Here is an 18,328-nt window from a genome sequence, read left to right as displayed (position 1 = left end):
CTTAAAAGTAAATGAGGGGGTAGGTTAATGAATAATAGAGATAGGGATAAGGCAGCTGGTCAAGCTGCAGCTTTATGGAAATCTGGTAATCCGGTTGGACGCATTGTAGCTACAATAATTTTATTGTTTCTTGGTCCTTTAGGGTGGCTTGCAATAGTTGTAATGTGGGGAATTCATTTTCTTGACAAGAAAAATTAATGTAATTTTTATCAAATTTAATGTGTAAAAAAGCGAGGGTATAAAATGAGTTTTTGGAATAAAGTGGGACAAGTAGCAAAAGTAGCAGGAGAATATGCAGCTAAAGAAGCTAAAACTCAGTATGAAGGAGCAAAAGAAAGATCTGCTCAATATGCGGAAGAAATGCCTGATCTCAGTGATCGTCAACTAGCTAAAATTTGCCTTACAGAAGCTCAGCGTTCACCTATTAAAGCGGTAGCAGCTCGAAAAGAGTTAAGAAATAGAGGTTATGAAACTATGGAAGATATTAAAAGTATTTAAATTTGTTTGAGATTTTTATCTTTTTTAGAGTAGGTAATCATTTATTAATTTGAACTCATTTATGAGAATTTAAAAGTTAATTAAGTTGCATCATCCTGCTCTAAAATAAATTCATATTTTTAGTCATTATTAAAAATAATTACTTAGTAGTAATTGAGAGGAAACCATGCCATTACCATTAATTTTAATTGGGGCTGCCGTTGCAGCGACAGCGGTTGGAGCTAAAAAAGCTTATGATGGTCATCAAGACAAAAGTCTTGCAGATGATATTATTGAACGCTCAAAAAATATTTATAAAAAGCATAAGGAAGCTCTTGACGAAGTAAATAATAAAACCAGTCAGTCATTAGAAAGCTTAGGCGAGTTAGAGCTCAAAATAGGTTCAGATTTTGATAAGTTTGATCGTTTAGTAGAAGAAATTTTAAAAAATAATAATTTTCAAAAATATAGCGATACAAAAATTCAAATTCCCCAGCATAAATTAAATCAAATAAAGGAAGTTGCTATTACAGCAACTGACTATTTGAAAACTGTTGTTGGTGGTGGTGTTTCGGGAGCAGCAGCGGGATTTGCTGTATACGGTGGCGTTATGGCTCTTGGAGCCGCATCTACAGGGACATCTATAGCATCTTTATCTGGTGTCGCTGCATATAATGCTACTATGGCGGCTATTGGTGGTGGTTCATTAGCTGCTGGCGGTTGGGGAATGGCTGGTGGTGCTATGGTGCTAGGAGGCGCAGTTGTTGCTCCTGTATTAGCTGTAGCTGGTATTGCTTATGCGATTCATGGTTCTAAAGCGCTAGATAAAGCAAGAGATATCCGTTACGAAGTTGACCAAGCTGTTACAAAAATGGAGATTGCACAAGAGCAGTTATTGCGAGTCCAATCTTATGCAGACCGAATTTATAATGAATTAACTAAAATATATAGCGTCTTCAATTTGTATTTTGAAAAGCTAAAAGAGATTAATCAAATACTAAAAGAGGGTAATCAGGAAAAAATACATAGCATTTCGGAAGAGACGATTACATGCATTGAAAATGGTACAAGTTTAGCTGCAATTATGGCAAAAATGATTTCTACGCCGCTATTCAAGGTAAAACAAGATAATAAAGGTAAGCCTATTTTAGACAAAGATGGTAATGCAGAAATTCTTGTAGACGAGCATGGTATGCAAGTACTTGATCATCAAGGTCTTGAGAAAGTTTTAAAAGAAACCCATGAAGGTTTTAAGCGTTAATAACATAATTTTAAAGTATTAAGGACTCCTCCTGTCAACACAGGAGGAGTTCTTATATTAGGAACAGATATGTCATCAAAAACATTTGATTGGTCAGATGAAATTAACCAAGTTGTCACTAAAAGTTTAGTGACTACCTTTGGTCTTGATTTTTTATTATTTGAAGATAAAAAAGGTGGAGATGTTGATACGATTCAAAATGTCAGACAAGACATATGGGCAACAGAAGCGGAAAAGATAAAGTATGAAAATCGTGAAAAATATGATTCGGCTGCTTATCATCAACATCATAATTATATTCAGAAAGGGCGGAATGATAAACAAGCGCAAGAAAATGGGACTTTGAAAGATAAATATCGTAAAGATAAAAATCTATCAAAAGGCCAAAACCGTGATTTGGATCATATTATATCGGCGCATGAGATTCATAATGATGCTGGAAGAATGCTAGCTGGACTGGATGGAGTAGCATTAGCTAATCAAGACTCAAATTTATCGTCAACGGCTAGCAGTATAAATAGAACTAAAAAACAGCATTCTGTTGATAAATTTTTAAATAATTTACCCGAAACAATTAATAATCGTGAAATTGAATTAAGTAAGTTAAATCAGAAGCTTCATGGAATGCCACAATCTACACCTCAAGAACGGCATGAGTTTCAGCAAGTTCAAGATAAAATTAGAAAAAAACAGCAATCATTGGATGAGCTTAAACAAGTTGATAGTGAATCCATGAAAAAAGTTGATGAAAAGGCAAGAGCTGAAACTGAGAAGCAGATAAATAGTTATTATCAAAGTACTAAGTTTTTTAAGGCAAGCTTAACATCAGCAGGGATTGCTGGTTTAAAAATGGGTTTAAGGGAGACATTAGGACTTATACTTGCTGAAATTTGGTTTGAAATAAAAGCGGTAATTCCTTCTATATACGTGAAGTATAAAATAGTTGAATTTAGAATTAAAAACTTTTTAGATGATTTAAAAGATACGGTTTTAAATATTATTGAACGTGTAAAGCAGCGGTTTAAGGATGTAGTTTCTAGTTTTCGGGATGCAACAATTTCAGGTGTTTTTGCAAGTCTTTCTACAACGGTATTAAATATTTTTCTTACAACAACAAAGTTTTGGGGGAAAATTATAAGAGAGACCTGGTTAAATTTGATCAAAGTCATGAAGATGGCATTCTTTAATCCAGAGAACTTATCGACTGGTGAGTTAACTAAAGCCACTTTTAAAATTCTTTCAGCAAGTATTGGCATAATCGTAGGTATGCTTATGCATGAAGGTTTAGCTGCTCTTAACTCAATGCCTTTAGGAAATTTAGTTGTTGACTTCGCTAGCGCTTTGACAAGTGGTATTGTAATTTTGGCTTTAAATTATTTCATTGAGCAAAGTGAAATAATGCAAAAATTCTGGTCATATTTAGATCAGGTAAAAACAAAATATGAAAAAATACTAGATAACTTTAGAGAGATCAATAAAGAGTTAGACCAATATATTCTACAATTGACGCAATTAGAATTTGGCTTAAATATTGATGAGATTTCTGTATTTACAGAACAACTAAACAGTGCTAATTCTGAATTAGAGCGCAATATAGTTCTAAAGAAAGAAATAGAAAAGCAAGAAATTAAATTACCATTTGAAATGGGAAATTCAGAAAGTACTCGAAGCTGGTTATTAGGGTTGGCTAAAAATTGATTGCTTTTCCATGCACTCAGTGCGGAGCCTGTTGCAGGCATGTTAATTTATCAAACCAAACTGATTTTTTAGATCGTGGTGACGGCATTTGCCGTTACCACGATCTAACATCTCATTTATGTACAATCTATGAAAATCGTCCGGAAGTATGTCGAGTTGATACCTATTATGAGCAACACTTTAAACAAAAAATTTCTTGGGAACAATTTGTACATCTTAATTTGATCGCTTGTGAGCAGTTGGACCAACTTGAATGATTAATCGATTATATAATTTTAAATTCCTAAAACTACTTGATATGGTTTAAATCCTTCTAGTACAGCATCGGAAACTAATTGGATAAAAGCTTCAGTCTTTCCATAAGCCATCCATTGATCTAGGGCTTCATAGTAGGCCAGTCGGTTTTCAACTGTGATGACGCAAGGTGGATAACCAGCTTTAAGCAATTCGAGATTCATCAATAGACGTGATGTACGGCCATTGCCATCAATGAATGGATGGATACCTACAAAATCAGCATGTACTTTAGCTCCACGTTCAATGGGGTGAAGCTTATGTGCCTCTGAATTATACCAATCAACTAACTGAGCCATCTTTTCATTTAATAATGTGTAATCAGGTGGGGTAGATGTAGCACCAGAGATTAGGACATTTTGTTGACGATAGCGGCCAGCATTATCATCATCAATATTCTTTAAGATAAGCTGATGGATATTACGAATTTGCCATTCAGAAAAAGGCTCCTCTTTCCGAATGATATCTTCAACATAGTAAATTGCATTTCTATGGTTGATCGCTTCGAAGTGTTCTCTTAATGCCTTTCCACCAACAGTAATACCTTCGAGTACTACTTTAGTTTCTAGCAGGGTGAGTGTATTGCCTTCAATTGCATTCGAATGATAGGTCCAACGGACAATAAGATCTTCTTGTAAATTTTTGACAATTGATGGAGAAAGAGGGCGATGTTGATCTAATTTTTTCTTTAAATCATCAATATTTTCAAACATAACCTTATCCCTGAATTTGTCTTAGTCGATAATACATGAAAAAAGAAATATCAGAAATGTAGTGATATAACATTACATTTTGTATTGACTGTAAAAGTAGTAGGTTAGCCTTTCGTTGTCCGGTAGATTTTAGGTATAGGCTTATTCATTTGGGAATTATATTGCTGAATAAGCTTTCAAGAATAGGTTTGTGCAACAAAACCATGTATTGCTTAAGTTTTTAATAATGTATAAGATTTTAATAGATTGTAAAATTGGTCATACCAAAAAATAAATTAAAGCTTGTCTATTGCGTTTTTAGGCTAATATTTCTAATATAAAATATACATTTTATCTCTTAATTACTAAATTGGTCATACCAGTTTGGTGTATAAGTATAATAAACTGTTCAATCTAGTAGTTAAGCATTTCAAGGAGTAGACAATGCTTCAACAGTGGCAACAAATTTATGATCCCATGGGCAATATCTGGATTTCGAGTGCAATAGCGCTAGTTCCAATTGTTTTCTTTTTTTTGGCATTGGCTATTTTTCGTATGAAGGGTAGTGTAGCCGCGACAATTACCGTTTTTTTAGCCTTTCTGGTCTCATTATTTTTATACAAAATGCCAATCGGAATGGCATTGGCATCAATGGTCTATGGATTCTTCTACGGACTGTGGCCAATTGCATGGATTATTATCGGTGCAGTTTTTATATATAAGATTTCAGTAAAAACAGGGCAGTTTGATGTTATTCGTTCCTCTATTCTTTCAATCACAGAAGATCAACGTCTGCAAATGCTATTAGTTGGGTTTGCTTTTGGTACGTTTTTAGAAGGTGCGGCAGGTTTTGGTGCACCCGTCGCAATTACTGCGGCACTGTTGGTGGGACTCGGTTTTAAGCCTTTATATGCGGCTGGGCTATGCCTGATAGTTAACACTGCACCTGTTGCTTTTGGTGCAATGGGAATTCCGATCATTGTCGCTGGGCAGGTTTCAGGTGTTGACACCATGGAAATCAGTCAAATGGTGGGTCGTCAGTTACCCTTTATGGTGCCAATTGTATTGATCTGGATCATGGCAATCATGGATGGCTGGCGTGGGGTTAAAGAAACTTGGCCTGCTATTTTAGTTGCCAGCTTATCTTTTTCTTTAGCGCAATATTTGACATCAAATTTTGTTGGTCCTGAGTTACCCGATATTACTGCTGCAATTGCAGCATTGGTTAGTTTGACAATCTTACTTAAGTACTGGAAGCCAAAACATATTTTTCGTTTTCAGGATAAGGATTTACAAGTAGATGAAACCATTGTTGAGCAAGTTCGTAAGCAATACAGTGTGGGGCAGATAGCCAAAGCCTGGTCTCCATTTTTGATACTTACAGCAATGGTGACGGTCTGGAGCATCAAACCTTTTAAAGATTTATTTGTTAAGGACGGCGCACTAAGTGATTTAGTAGTTTCAATTAAAGTGCCGTATTTGCATCAATTGATTCAAAAGCTACCGCCTGTCGTGCCTGAAATTAAAGATTATGATGCGATTTATAAGTTTGATTGGTTATCAGCAACGGGTACGGCGATTATGTTGGCGGCATTGATCACGATTATTTATTTAAAAATGAAACCTAAAGAGGCAGTTTCGACATTCTTTGAAACCGTGAATGAACTAAAAACACCAATTTATTCGATTGGTATGGTGCTGGCTTTTGCCTTCATTGCAAACTATTCAGGTCTGTCAGCAACGCTTGCTTTAGCACTGGCACATACGGGTCAGGCTTTCACCTTCTTCTCACCATTCTTGGGTTGGGTTGGGGTGTTTCTTACAGGTTCAGATACTTCAGCTAACGCATTGTTTTCAGCGTTACAAGCAACTACAGCACAGCAAATCGGTGTGCCTGAAGTCTTGTTAGTTGCTGCCAATACCAGTGGTGGGGTAACAGGTAAGATGATTTCCCCTCAATCAATTGCGATTGCTTGTGCGGCAGTGGGTTTAGTTGGTAAAGAATCTGATTTATTTAGATTTACAGTAAAACACAGCATTATCTTTACGGTGATGATTGGTATTATTGTGACCTTACAAGCTTATGTTTTCCCGTGGATGATTCCGTAAACGGGTCAAGGAAAAAAATGAAAGTCTCCGACAAAGTGGTACAGCGTTTACGTCTATTGATTGAAAAAAATAATGTGCAAGTCGGAGAGCGATTGCCTGCTGAACGCCAACTCTGTGAGCAGTTGGGTGTGTCTCGTAGCTCTTTACGTGAGGCGATTCAACAGCTGATTACCGCAGGGATTATTCAGAGCAAAGCGGGTGCAGGCACCTATTTAAAGCAGTTGCCTGCACATTGGTCACAGCATCAAATCGTTGAGCCATTATCCGGTTTGATGGATCAAGATCCTGAATATCGTTTTGATGTACAAGAAGCTCGTATGGTGCTTGAAGGTGGTACAGCATGGTATGCCGCACAACGTGCCACACCCAGTGATTTGATTAATATTCGTCAATGTTTTGAGCAGATTAGCCATTTTCAGGCTTTAGGTGATGATGCCCACGCAGCAATAGCGGATGCGAAGTTTCATCTGGCGATTGCAGAAGCATCCCACAATCTAGTGCTGATCCAAATGATGCGTAGTTTGTTTGATTTATTGCAAGACAACGTGATGTTAGGGCGACGTAAAGTCTACACTACACCACAACATTTTGAACAATTGCATGACCAGCACTTTGAGGTGATGGACGCAATTGAACGTCAAGACTCAGAGACTGCACGTAAGGCAGCTTGTGGGCATATTGAATTTGTTGTTCAACGCGTACGTATGATCGATGAAGAAGAAGCTCGTCGTCAACGTTCGAGTCGATTAAATAGGACATAAGTTATGATTATTTCTTCTGCAAATGACTATCGTGAAGCTGCGAAACGTCGTTTACCGCCATTTTTATTTGAATACATTGATGGTGGCGCCTATGCGGAATATACCTTAAAGCGTAATGTAGAAGATTTATCAAAAATCGCTTTACGTCAACGTGTGTTAAATGACATGTCTGAGCTGAGCTTAGAAACGCAATTGTTTGGTGAAAATTTGGCGTTGCCAGTTGCATTGTCACCTGTAGGTCTAACGGGTATGTATGCGTGTCGTGGTGAAGTTCAAGCCGCGGTTGCCGCAGATAAAAAGGGCATTCCATTTACCTTATCAACAGTTTCAGTTTGTCCGATTGAAGAAGTGGCACCTGCGATTCAACGTCCAATGTGGTTTCAACTGTATGTACTACGTGACCGTGGATTTATGAAAAATGCCTTGGAACGTGCTAAAGCCGCAGGCTGTTCTACCTTAGTATTCACAGTCGATATGCCCGTTCCAGGTGCGCGTTACCGTGATGCACATTCAGGAATGAGTGGTAAAAATGCTGCAATGCGTCGTTATATGCAATCGTGTATGCACCCACACTGGGCTTGGAATGTCGGTTTATTGGGTCGTCCGCATGATTTAGGTAACATTTCGAAATATTTAGGTAAGCCGACAGGTCTGGAAGATTATATCGGTTGGCTGGGCAATAACTTTGACCCTTCAATTTCGTGGAAAGATCTTGAGTGGATTCGTGATTATTGGGAGGGTCCCATGGTTATTAAGGGGATTTTAGACCCTGAAGATGCCAAGGATGCAGTACGTTTTGGCGCAGATGGAATTGTGGTCTCCAATCACGGTGGTCGCCAGCTTGATGGTGTTTTGTCTTCTGCTCGTGCGCTTCCTTCAATTGCAAGTGCGGTCAAAGGTGATATCAAAATTTTAGCAGATTCAGGGATTCGTAACGGTCTTGATGTGGTACGTATGTTGGCTATGGGTGCAGATATTTGCATGCTTGGTCGTGCATTTGTATACGCACTTGGTGCTGCCGGCGGTGCTGGGGTAAGTAATTTACTAGATTTGATTGAGAAAGAAATGCGTGTAGCAATGACATTGACTGGCGCAAGAACCATTGCAGATATTACATCGGATTGCTTGGTCAAGTTAGAGAAAGAATAAGCCATTTAATTACTCACATTAGTAAATCTTTACCAACGTTCCTTTAAAGAAAGAGATTCTTATCCGAATAATTCAGGTAAACAAAGCTTCCTTTTGAAAAAGGGGCTTCGATGGATTATAAAGAATCTCTTCTAATCTTCACTTGTGCTGAATTTTAAAGCCGTGTTTTAAAAGATACCTGGGAGAGAAAATTATATTATTTGGGCATTTATAAAATAGAAGACTTAAAAATGATAAACACTCAATCCTCTTCTCAACAGACTATTCAAAAACTAATTGATATTGTTGGTAAAAACAATGTGCTGACTCATGAGAAAGATACTCGTTTGTATCGCCAAGGCCGCCGTTACGGTACAGGAAACGTCTTAGCTGTCGTTGTTCCTGGGACATTGGTCGAACAATGGAAAGTGCTTGAAATAGCGGTAGATGCTGGTTGTATCGTAATCATGCAAGCCGCTAATACAGGACTCACAGGTGGCTCAACTCCATTTGGCGATGATTATGATCGTCCAGTATTATTAATGAGTACCCGTCGTCTAAGGGGAATTCAAGTAATCAATGAAGGTAAGCAAGTCATTTGTTTACCAGGTGCGACTTTGGATCGTTTAGAAAAAGAATTAGCAGTTTTTAATCGTGAACCTCATTCAGTCATTGGTTCATCTTGTATCGGTGCTTCAGTTTTAGGCGGCGTATGTAATAATTCCGGTGGAGCATTGGTGCGTCGTGGGCCTGCGTACACAGAACTTGCATTATATGCGAGAGTGAATGATCAAGGCTCGCTTGAATTAGTCAATCATTTAGGTGTGAATTTGGGTCATTCTTCTGAGGAAATCTTATCGAATTTGGAACAACAAAAATATCAAATTGCCGACATCGAAAATGAGAGTCAGTGCTGTGCATCAGACCATGGTTATATTAAAGATGTGGCGAAAATTGATGAAAACACGCCGGCACGTTTTAATGCTGATCCATCCCGTTTATTCGAAGCATCGGGCTCAGCGGGTAAAGTCTGTGTGTTTGCAGTGCGTTTAGATACGTTTGAGAGAATTTCAAGCCAAGTGTTTTATGTGGGGAGTAATCACCAAGAAGATTTAACCAAAATCCGTCGTTTTTTACTGAAAGATTTGCCGCGTATTCCTATTGCTGGTGAGTATATTCATCGTGTTGCTTATGACATTGGTGCTGAATATGGTAAGGATACTTTTATGTTTATCGAGAAGTTCGGTACAGCCAAAGTGCCTGCTGCGTTTGCGATGAAAGATAAAATAGATGGTTATCTTGAAAAAATGAAAATGCGAGGTCTTTCTGATAAATTTCTGCAATTGCTGACAAAATTTCTACCGTCACACTTGCCGAAGCGTATGAATGCATTTCGAAATTTATATGAGCATCATTTGGTACTACGTATTGAAGATCAAGATGTTGCTGCGGTAGAGGCATTTTTAGAAAGCTACTTTGATCATCACGAAACTGGTGATTATTTCCTTTGTGATGAAGATGAAGGGCGGAAAGCATTTTTACATCGTTTTGCGGTCGCAGGTGCTGCAATTCGTTATCGAGATACGCACCGATCAGAAGTTGAAGATATTGTTGCATTGGATATTGCACTTCGCCGTAATGATCGTGAATGGGTAGAAACTTTACCTAAAGAAATGGATGAGCAGATTTTACATAAACTGTATTATGGACATTTTTTATGTCATGTATTCCACCAAGATTACATTGTTAAAAAAGATGTTGATCCTTTAGCTATGGAACATGCAATGTGGCGTTTGTTAGATAGCCGTGGCGCTGAGTATCCAGCAGAGCATAACGTTGGACATTTATATGTGGCTAAGCCTGCGCTGAAAAATCATTATGAAAAACTTGATCCAACCAACAGTTTTAATGTCGGTATTGGACAGACATCTAAGCTTAAAAATTGGAAGTAACAGAAAATATTTTTAATGCATCGTATATTGGTAATAAACAGCCTAAAATAACGGTATCTAGGATATATAACCCTAAACCCATTTAAGCCAATGATTTCTTAATCTGAATGGTTGGCTTATTGTGAGAGCATATAGAGATGCACAGATACCACTTAAAAAGCCCTTCATACTACGGACTCTACTCGTCATTAAATTGTATTACCCTTTTAATAAACTGAATGATATTGATTTAATTTATTTTTTAAATCATCAATGATTTCAAACATTGCCTTGTCCCTGTATATGTCTAAAAGAATAATACATCAAAAAAACAATATGTTATAACATAGTATTTTATAGTGCGCTCAATGTTAGTATAATTCAGTGTGCCATTTCAAATCCTGAATTTGGATTTGAACAAGATTTGAAGGTGAATCAATACACTAAATCTAATTTGGGTCAAAATTGGGTCAATGAATTTTTTTATTCATTAAAATATATTTGAAATTAAGTAGTTAGTGTTTGAGTTCAATTGACGCCACCTCCACCAAAATTCTTTCCGAAGTAATCCATCGGAATCTAAAAAAGCCTTTAAACTCAATGTTTAAAGGCTTTTTTATTGGCTGTATTGTCCGACTCTGTCCTACGCTGTGTGACCCCATTTTTGCTTTGTATAGGTAAAAATAGGTAAAAATTTTCTTAATATATTAAAAATTAGTATGTTATACAGTTGATTCAACTGATGCTGCTTAGACTCTACTTTCTTTTTGACCTTTATAACTTCTGCACTATTGAGCAGATGCAATGACTTCGATACGCCCTATAAGCCATTTCTTAATTCTGGAGTTATGCATAAGTCTTAATTTTGAATATTCGTTTGAATTGGAGTTTATTCAACACGATCTGTAGAAATTCAGTAAGCGTCCGCTGAGCCCCACTTTTTCTAACTCATTAATACCGCGATAGTGTCCACTAAAATTTAAGTGGACACCTATTTATGGATTTAAAGACAGTTATAGACACTGCACCAACGCTAAAAAAGCCCCGTCGAACCTTCACGGCTGAATTTAAACATCAACTTATTCAGCAATGCCAGCAGCCAGATACATCGGTGGCTAAGGTCGCAATGCAACATCAGATCAATGCCAATCTGTTGCATAAATGGATTCGTCAGTCCAGATCAATGGTTCCATCATTAACAATCTCATCCATTCCACAGACCGACTTCCTTCCCGTCATTCTTCACCCGACGCCAGTCAAACAAGAAGCACCTCCGCCACCTGTGCCAGAGAAGAAAGCTACCGCTCATATCAGGATTCCATTACATGATGAACAAGGTTCCGTAAGGGATCAGATGATCGAAATCGAATGGCCGGTGGAGTCTGCAACTGAATTACTGCTTTTACTTCAGGGCTTGATCAAATGATCCGTATCGATGAAATCTGGTTGTCTACCCAGCCCATGGACATGCGTGCGGGTATGGATACGGCCATGGCGCAGATTATAAAAGCCTTTGGCTCAATCAAACCGCATTGCGCCTACCTGTTCTGTAATAAACGTGGCCATCGTATGAAAGTGCTGGTACATGATGGACTGGGCATCTGGCTGTGTGCCAGGCGGCTGGAACAGGGAAAATTCCACTGGGCCAAAGTTCACCAGGGTGAAAACGTAGCTCTCAGTCCAGAACAGTTACAGGCACTCATTCAGGGTTTGCCCTGGCAGCGCATTGGACGACAGCAAGTGGTAACAATGCTCTAAACTAGGCTGCTACATTGTGCTATTCTCCAAACGTTCTATTTCCTCTGCGTCATGACCTCAGGCATACTGCGGTCATGAAAATGCTGCCTGATTTAAGCCAACTGACCCATGAACAACTGCTGGAATTTACCCGGCAGTTGGCGACGCAGCATCAGTCTCTGGCACAATCAAATCAAGAATTAGAAAAATTAAACCAGCAATTGGATGCCAAAGTTCAGCATCTTTCTATTCTCAATCAAAAATACGAGCATGAACTGGCGCTGTTTAAAAAGCATAAATTCGGCAGTAAAAACGAACATCTCAACGCAAAACAAATCCATCTATGGGACGAAGCGGTCGAAGAGGATATCGCAGCCGTTGATCTAGAATTAGAACGATTAAATGCAGATAAAACTGATGCAGCGACACAGAAAGCCACAGTCAACAAACCTAAACGTCGACTGCTGCCAGATCATCTACACACCATCCGTATTGAGCATGAACCTGCATCAACCCAATGCAGTTGTGGCTGCCAGTTACGTCGTATCGGCGAAGATATCAGTGAAAAACTGCATTTCAGACCGGCACAGTTCTACAAGGAACAGCATGTCCGTGGCAAATGGGTCTGTGATCAGTGCGACACTCTGACTCAGCAAGCGATGCCTGCCTATGTGATTGATAAAGGCATTGCTTCACCTGAATTGCTCAGCCATGTGCTGGTATCGAAGTATGCCGATCATTTGCCGCTGTACCGTCAGCGCCTGATCTATCAGCGGGCGGGCATTGATCTGTCCAGATCTACTTTATCTGACTGGATTGGTCGCTGCGGTGTGGAACTGGAACCTCTGGCCAATGCCTTAAAACAGGTGGTGCTGCAACAGCGGGTGATCCATGCCGATGAAACGCCGGTCACCATCATGCGGATGGGTGATGATGAGAAAAAACCGAAGAAAGGTTATGTCTGGGCCTATGCCACTACACAGTACAATCCAGTTCAGGCAGTGATCTATGACTTTCAGGATAGTCGTTCAGGTCAGCATGCTGAAGCGTTCCTGAATGGCTGGCAGGGTCATCTGGTCTGTGATGATTACAGTGGTTATAAAGCACGCTTTAAATCAGGCCAGGTCATTGAGGTGGGCTGCATGGCACATGCACGTCGTAAATTCCATGAACTGCATGTGACCGGGAAAAGTCAGATCGCTGAACAGGCATTAGTGCTGATTCAGAAACTGTATGCCATAGAAGCAGAACTCAGGAAAAAGACCGATGGTACAGCAGAACATCGCCGCGAATACCGGCAACAGCATAGCCAACCGGTGATGCAACAACTGTATGAATGGCTCAACCAACATTATCTGGCGGTGCCATCGAGTTCTCCAACTGCCAAGGCGATCAATTACAGCCTAAAACGTTGGCAGGCACTCTGCCGCTATCTGGATGATGGCAATTTGCCTATAGATATGAGCAGCATTGCTGCGCAAGGGATTGAAAATCAGATGCGCCCCTGGGCGTTGGGACGTAAGAACTGGCTATTTGCTGGCTCGCTGCGCAGCGGCCAACGAGCTGCCAATATTATGACTTTAATCCAGTCAGCAAAGCTGAATGGACTGGATCCGTATGCCTATTTAAGTGATGTGCTGAAAAGGCTGCCGACGCATAAAGTCACCCAAATAGAAGAATTACTGCCACACCGCTGGAAATCCGACCAAAATTAAAAAATAGGCATGGGATTCAGCGGACGCTTACGAAATTCATATCAATATTTAAAATCTGTTTCTGAATTAAAAAAGAGTCTTATATGGACTCTTTTTTATGGGTAGTTATTTGGAGATCCTGCTTTATAAAGATAAGGTTCTGTATTTATTCTATAAGTTTCTCTGCCAAAAATTTATTGAAGTTTATATATCCAGGCTTAAGCTGATCTATATGTCTGTGTATCAACGAAATCGGATGGTAGATCTACATTTAAGTATAAAGTAGATATAACGATCTATCGGGATAGGATAGATCGTGACTGAGGACGATACTTTGTATCGAATGTTCCACGATTTTAATAAGCCTTAGCGAGTAACCAGATCTGCCCAACAGGTTAAAGAAGCGGCTGCAGAAGTTTTTTTATCGGGTATTGTTTCCACTTGTGCAGAAATCTAGCATGATTTTAAAATCATGAGTACAGATATACCTATGGGTAAGAGGCTATTTTATAATATTTTTTATTATGATAATCCATTAAGTAATCAGCTATAGCAGCTGTCATCAGAAAAACTATATTATGCTATAATTTTAATGTGTTATTTTTTGTGTGCAACGAAATAATTTATAACAAGAAAAATCCTTAAAAGGTTTTTTTATCTTTAAAAAATTTGAATAATGATTAAAACATAAACAATAAAATAGAGTAGATATGGCCAAGAATTATTATGAAATATTAGGTGTATCTCGAGATGCAACTGATGAGCAAATTAAAAAAGCTTATCGTAAACTTGCAAGAAAATATCATCCAGATGTCAGTAAAGAAGCTGATGCTCAAGAGCGTATGCAAGAAGTAAATGTTGCCTACGATGTGTTAAGTAATGAAGAAAAAAAAGCAGAATATGATTTTGAATTAGACCATCCACAGAGTAGCCGTAGCCAAGGTGGGAATAGTCATCAATATTATTCCAATATGGGCGGGCAGGATTTTTCAGGGTTTGAGGACTTGTTTGGTCGCTTTGGCGGTGGTTTTGGTGGTTTTAATGAACAGCGTTATCAAGGTCGAGCATCCTATAAAGGGGATGATCAACATGCGACTCTAGAAGTAGATCTGGATGTTGCATTCCATGGCGCAACTCAAAATGTCACATTACAGATTCCCACTATCAATGCATATGGGCAAGCAGAAGTACAGCGTAAAGTCTTAAAAGTTAAAATTCCAAAAGGCATGAAAGCAGGCCAAAAAATCCGTTTAACAGGACAAGGACAACCGGGTATTCATGGTGGTGAAAATGGCGATCTGTATATTGAAATCCAATATAAAGCTACAGATTCAACTTATGTTGAAAACGCGGATGTCTATCATCATCTGAAGATTAGTCCATGGGAAGCAGCACTTGGACAATCCATTATGGCAAGTTTACCCAATGGCAAACAACTCAATATTCAGATTCCTAAAAATGCAAAAACAGGTCAACAATTACGTTTAAAAAATCAGGGTATTCCTGCGAAAGATCCAGGGCATTTATTCCTGATCCTCGATATTGTGCAACCAGATGCGCAAACTGAGCAACAAAAACAGGCTTATGAAGCATTTGCAGCAGCATTTTCAAACTTTAAGCCGAGATCATCATAAGGAGTAAAATTATGACAACAGTTAAATATTATGAGGTGGTCTTAGAAGATATCCAGCAGGTAGAAGTTTTAGATGAACAACAACATTATGATTTAAATAGTTTTGCTCAAGTCTGTGGTCAAAGTCCTGAATGGGTTCTACAACTGATTGAATACGATATTTTGCCACATCGCTTAAATGCATCAGATTTATATTTTTTAGTAGATGATGTGTCACGTGCACAAAAAGCGTATCGTTTACAGCGTGATTTTGATGCAAGTTTTACTGCTGTGGCCATGATGCTGGATTTAATCGAAGAATTAGAGCAACTTCGACGTATAACTAAATATCAGGGATAGATTTAAAATATTGGGTTTATCTCTAGCAATTAGAGCTTAACTCAATATTTAATCATTATTCTATAGCTAAGGTTTAAAACTCGAAAATTAAAATATAATCAGCATGCATTTTTGAAATGTCTCTTAATTTTGGATAAATGATATTATCTTTTTTAAATTGTAGTTCTATTAATAAAATGCTGGGTGGTACTAATTGGAATATAGTCAGAATAATAACAATTATTATGAATCCCTTTTAACTGCAAAACTTACCAAATAACTGAGACTTGAATATTTCATAACATTTTTTTAATCATCTTTTTGGTTGCTCAGATAAGGAAACATTCACAGTATAAATTAGCATGATCTCGTATAATTAATAATAATCGAAAATCTTTCTTATAGCTTCTGCAATATAGCTTTCGTGTCTAATTCTTTATTAAAAATAGTTAAATATATTTGATCTAATTTCCCCTTATTTTTGCTTTACAAAAACTCAAGATTATTAACAACTCTAGCCTTAAGATCCATGCCCTATAAGCGTTTAATGTGATTATGTCTGCTGTTCATGACGGGTTTTTTTGACTTATAGCCTCAAAAGATAAAGGGCAATTTTGCATCTGGATTATTTGGACTCAGACATTACCCGAAAAAATATGCAGTTAGCCTGATTCGGGAAGTCATATAGCCTTGAAATCCGCATAATCTCTGGATGTGGCCGGGCATAATTTTTTGTCGGAAAGAGGTGAAATGTATCTATAAAAAGAAGAGAGAGCAAGTTCAGGATCGTAAGTTTCTTTTTTATGAGAGAGTACTTTACTAAGTATATTGCAACGGCATTTATCTTGTAAAAAACATCTAATTCTTCAACAGATTCTTTTCTTTATTGACTCTCATTTGGCTGGATACTGAATGACTTCACCGGCTGTTTTAGGAGTAGAAAATGAAAAAATTACCGAAAGTAGCATTGGGCACCTGGTCCTGGGGAACAGGATTTGCAGGAGGAGATACCGTATTTGGCAATCACCTTTCTGATAGCCAGATGGCCGAGATCTTCAGCAAGGCTATGCAGCAAGGGCTGAATTTATGGGACACGGCCTCCGTTTACGGGATGGGAAGTTCCGAAACGGCGCTGGGTAGGCTGATTCCTCAATATCCGCGCGAAGATATCATTATATCAACCAAGTTTACGCCGCAAATTGCAGATGAACAGTCAGCTGAACCCGTAAGTGCGATGCTCAATGCCAGCCTTGAGCGTCTGGGTGTGCAAGATATTGATATTTATTGGATACACAATCCTGCCGATGTAGAGCGATGGACGCCAGGTCTGATTCCACTTTTACAGAGTGGCAAGGTAAAGCAGGTCGGTGTTTCAAATCACAGCTTGAAACAAATAAGTCGTGTAAACGAGATTTTAAAGCCAGCCGGTTTTTCGGTCAGTGCAGTTCAGAATCACTACAGTATGCTCTATCGTTCCTCGGAAGAAGCCGGGATTCTCGAATATTGCCATCAAAACAATATGACCTTTTTTGCCTATATGGTGCTCGAGCAAGGTGCTCTCAGTGGTCGTTATGACTCGCAACATCCTATGCCTGCAGGTAGTGACCGCGCTGAAACCTATAACAATGTTTTACCGCAGCTGGAAAAACTCACTGCTGCAATGAAGGAAATGGGAGATAAAAGAAATGCCAGCGTGGCCCAGATTGCCATTGCCTGGGCAATTGCAAAGGGAACGCTCCCCATCATCGGCGTAACCAAAGTTGATCATGTTACAGATGCTGCCAGAGCAGCAGAGATTCAGCTTAGCGCTGACGAAATGGTCACTCTGGAGGAGTTGGCTAAAGCAACAGGCGTGGATACCCGAGGTGCCTGGGAAAAACCGATGATTTAACAGGTCTGATGCCAGCAAAGAGGTCCCTTTGAGTAGACTTTTAACCATATTCAGTTGATGGTTGTGTTGGCCCTTTGTATGAAAGACATCAGCAGAAACAAGTTGGCGTCATCTGTATCACTTGCGAGAAAAAAATGAAAATAATTTGTCTGGAAGAACACTATCTCGATAAGGCATTTGCTAAAGCGTCCATGGCTGTCGCGCTTGCACAGGCTCCATTTCTGCTTGACTGGGCAAAGACGGTTACAGATGGTAATTCTCCGGATCGAAGCCGTCCTCAAATTGAGAAAAATGATCTAATAAATTTAAAAGGTTCAGACCTAGGTAGCGGACGTCTGGCGGATATGGATCAAGCTGGGATTACAATGCAGGTTCTTTCTGTTGGCGGATTTCCTCATTTGGCACCTGCTGCTGAAGCGGTAAATTTAAGCCACGCCGCGAATGACCGCCTTGCTCGAGCAGTGAATGCTCATCCCGACCGGTTTGCGGCATTCGCAACGCTCCCTTGGGCTCAGCCGGATGAGGCCGAAAAAGAGCTGGAGCGAACGGTCAAAGAATTAGGTTTCAAGGGTGCTCTGCTCAATGGGCGGCCTTCATCCCATTTTATTGACCATCCCGATTTCAACCGGCTTTGTTGCACAAAGCTATTCTTGAGGGCTTCTTTAGCAATATAATTTCCAGATGAAGAAGCCTGCACCTAAAAC

Annotated in this window: 17 protein-coding genes; 16 read left to right on the top strand and 1 reads right to left on the bottom strand. The window is 39.0% G+C overall.

Annotation, left to right across the window (positions count from 1 at the left end; all coding sequences use genetic code 11):
* The first annotated feature begins 27 nt into the window (after positions 1–27).
* From H9629_RS11690 to H9629_RS11670, 5 genes are all read left to right on the top strand, one after another.
* Positions 28–198, top strand: a complete 171-nt coding sequence (locus H9629_RS11690) for a hypothetical protein (protein ID WP_191731134.1) — start codon at positions 28–30, stop codon at positions 196–198.
* A 45-nt stretch (positions 199–243) separates the two neighbouring features.
* Positions 244–498 (top strand): hypothetical protein, encoded by a 255-nt coding sequence (locus H9629_RS11685; protein WP_114392422.1) that lies wholly within the window; start codon positions 244–246, stop codon positions 496–498.
* Positions 499–664: 166 nt separating this feature from the next.
* Positions 665–1,738 carry a chemotaxis protein gene (locus H9629_RS11680; protein WP_114392420.1) on the top strand — a complete coding sequence of 358 codons (1,074 nt, stop codon included), beginning with the start codon at positions 665–667 and terminating at the stop codon, positions 1,736–1,738.
* Between the two features lie 69 nt (positions 1,739–1,807).
* Entirely contained in the window at positions 1,808–3,436 is a 1,629-nt protein-coding gene (locus tag H9629_RS11675) for a DNA repair protein (protein WP_191731133.1), read from the top strand.
* The gene (locus tag H9629_RS11670) at positions 3,433–3,693 is read left to right on the top strand and encodes a YkgJ family cysteine cluster protein (protein WP_180026869.1); all 261 of its coding nucleotides are present in this window, start codon (positions 3,433–3,435) and stop codon (positions 3,691–3,693) included. The genes H9629_RS11675 and H9629_RS11670 overlap by 4 nt, the downstream gene beginning before the upstream one ends.
* 18 nt (positions 3,694–3,711) lie before the next feature.
* Here the strand turns inward: H9629_RS11670 and H9629_RS11665 are convergent, their stop codons facing one another.
* On the bottom strand, positions 3,712–4,443 hold the full coding sequence (locus tag H9629_RS11665) for a Fic family protein (protein WP_191731132.1): 732 nt from the start codon (positions 4,441–4,443) through the stop codon (positions 3,712–3,714).
* 423 nt (positions 4,444–4,866) lie between these two features.
* Between H9629_RS11665 and lldP the strand changes: the two genes are divergently transcribed.
* From lldP to H9629_RS11610, 11 genes are all read left to right on the top strand, one after another.
* Positions 4,867–6,531 (top strand): L-lactate permease, encoded by a 1,665-nt coding sequence (lldP, locus tag H9629_RS11660; RefSeq protein ID WP_191731131.1) that lies wholly within the window; start codon positions 4,867–4,869, stop codon positions 6,529–6,531.
* Between the two features lie 17 nt (positions 6,532–6,548).
* On the top strand, positions 6,549–7,292 hold the full coding sequence (gene lldR / locus H9629_RS11655) for a transcriptional regulator LldR (protein ID WP_131270937.1): 744 nt from the start codon (positions 6,549–6,551) through the stop codon (positions 7,290–7,292).
* A gap of 3 nt (positions 7,293–7,295) precedes the next feature.
* Entirely contained in the window at positions 7,296–8,441 is a 1,146-nt protein-coding gene (gene lldD, locus H9629_RS11650; RefSeq protein ID WP_131270936.1) for an FMN-dependent L-lactate dehydrogenase LldD, read from the top strand.
* Between the two features lie 230 nt (positions 8,442–8,671).
* Positions 8,672–10,372 carry a D-lactate dehydrogenase gene (gene dld, locus H9629_RS11645; protein WP_191731130.1) on the top strand — a complete coding sequence of 567 codons (1,701 nt, stop codon included), beginning with the start codon at positions 8,672–8,674 and terminating at the stop codon, positions 10,370–10,372.
* 976 nt (positions 10,373–11,348) lie between these two features.
* Positions 11,349–11,777: an IS66-like element accessory protein TnpA gene (gene tnpA / locus H9629_RS11640; protein WP_004783683.1), complete on the top strand. Its 429-nt coding sequence runs from the start codon at positions 11,349–11,351 to the stop codon at positions 11,775–11,777.
* Positions 11,774–12,109 (top strand): IS66 family insertion sequence element accessory protein TnpB, encoded by a 336-nt coding sequence (gene tnpB / locus H9629_RS11635; protein WP_064101869.1) that lies wholly within the window; start codon positions 11,774–11,776, stop codon positions 12,107–12,109. Before tnpA ends, tnpB begins: the two co-directional genes overlap by 4 nt.
* 74 nt (positions 12,110–12,183) lie before the next feature.
* On the top strand, positions 12,184–13,803 hold the full coding sequence (tnpC, locus tag H9629_RS11630) for an IS66 family transposase (protein WP_191731129.1): 1,620 nt from the start codon (positions 12,184–12,186) through the stop codon (positions 13,801–13,803).
* Positions 13,804–14,492: 689 nt separating this feature from the next.
* Entirely contained in the window at positions 14,493–15,416 is a 924-nt protein-coding gene (locus tag H9629_RS11625) for a DnaJ C-terminal domain-containing protein (RefSeq protein WP_064101623.1), read from the top strand.
* 11 nt (positions 15,417–15,427) lie between these two features.
* Positions 15,428–15,754 (top strand): chaperone modulator CbpM, encoded by a 327-nt coding sequence (locus H9629_RS11620; RefSeq protein ID WP_191731128.1) that lies wholly within the window; start codon positions 15,428–15,430, stop codon positions 15,752–15,754.
* A gap of 922 nt (positions 15,755–16,676) precedes the next feature.
* Positions 16,677–17,624 carry an aldo/keto reductase gene (locus H9629_RS11615; protein ID WP_191731127.1) on the top strand — a complete coding sequence of 316 codons (948 nt, stop codon included), beginning with the start codon at positions 16,677–16,679 and terminating at the stop codon, positions 17,622–17,624.
* 134 nt (positions 17,625–17,758) lie between these two features.
* The gene (locus H9629_RS11610; protein ID WP_191731126.1) at positions 17,759–18,298 is read left to right on the top strand and encodes an amidohydrolase family protein; all 540 of its coding nucleotides are present in this window, start codon (positions 17,759–17,761) and stop codon (positions 18,296–18,298) included.
* Positions 18,299–18,328: the final 30 nt, after the last annotated feature.

Source organism: Acinetobacter pecorum, assembly GCF_014837015.1.
GTDB classification, from domain to species: Bacteria; Pseudomonadota; Gammaproteobacteria; order Pseudomonadales; family Moraxellaceae; genus Acinetobacter; species Acinetobacter pecorum.
The sequence above is the reverse complement of the archived record's forward strand: the minus strand, read 5'-3'. Positions and strand labels throughout refer to the sequence as shown.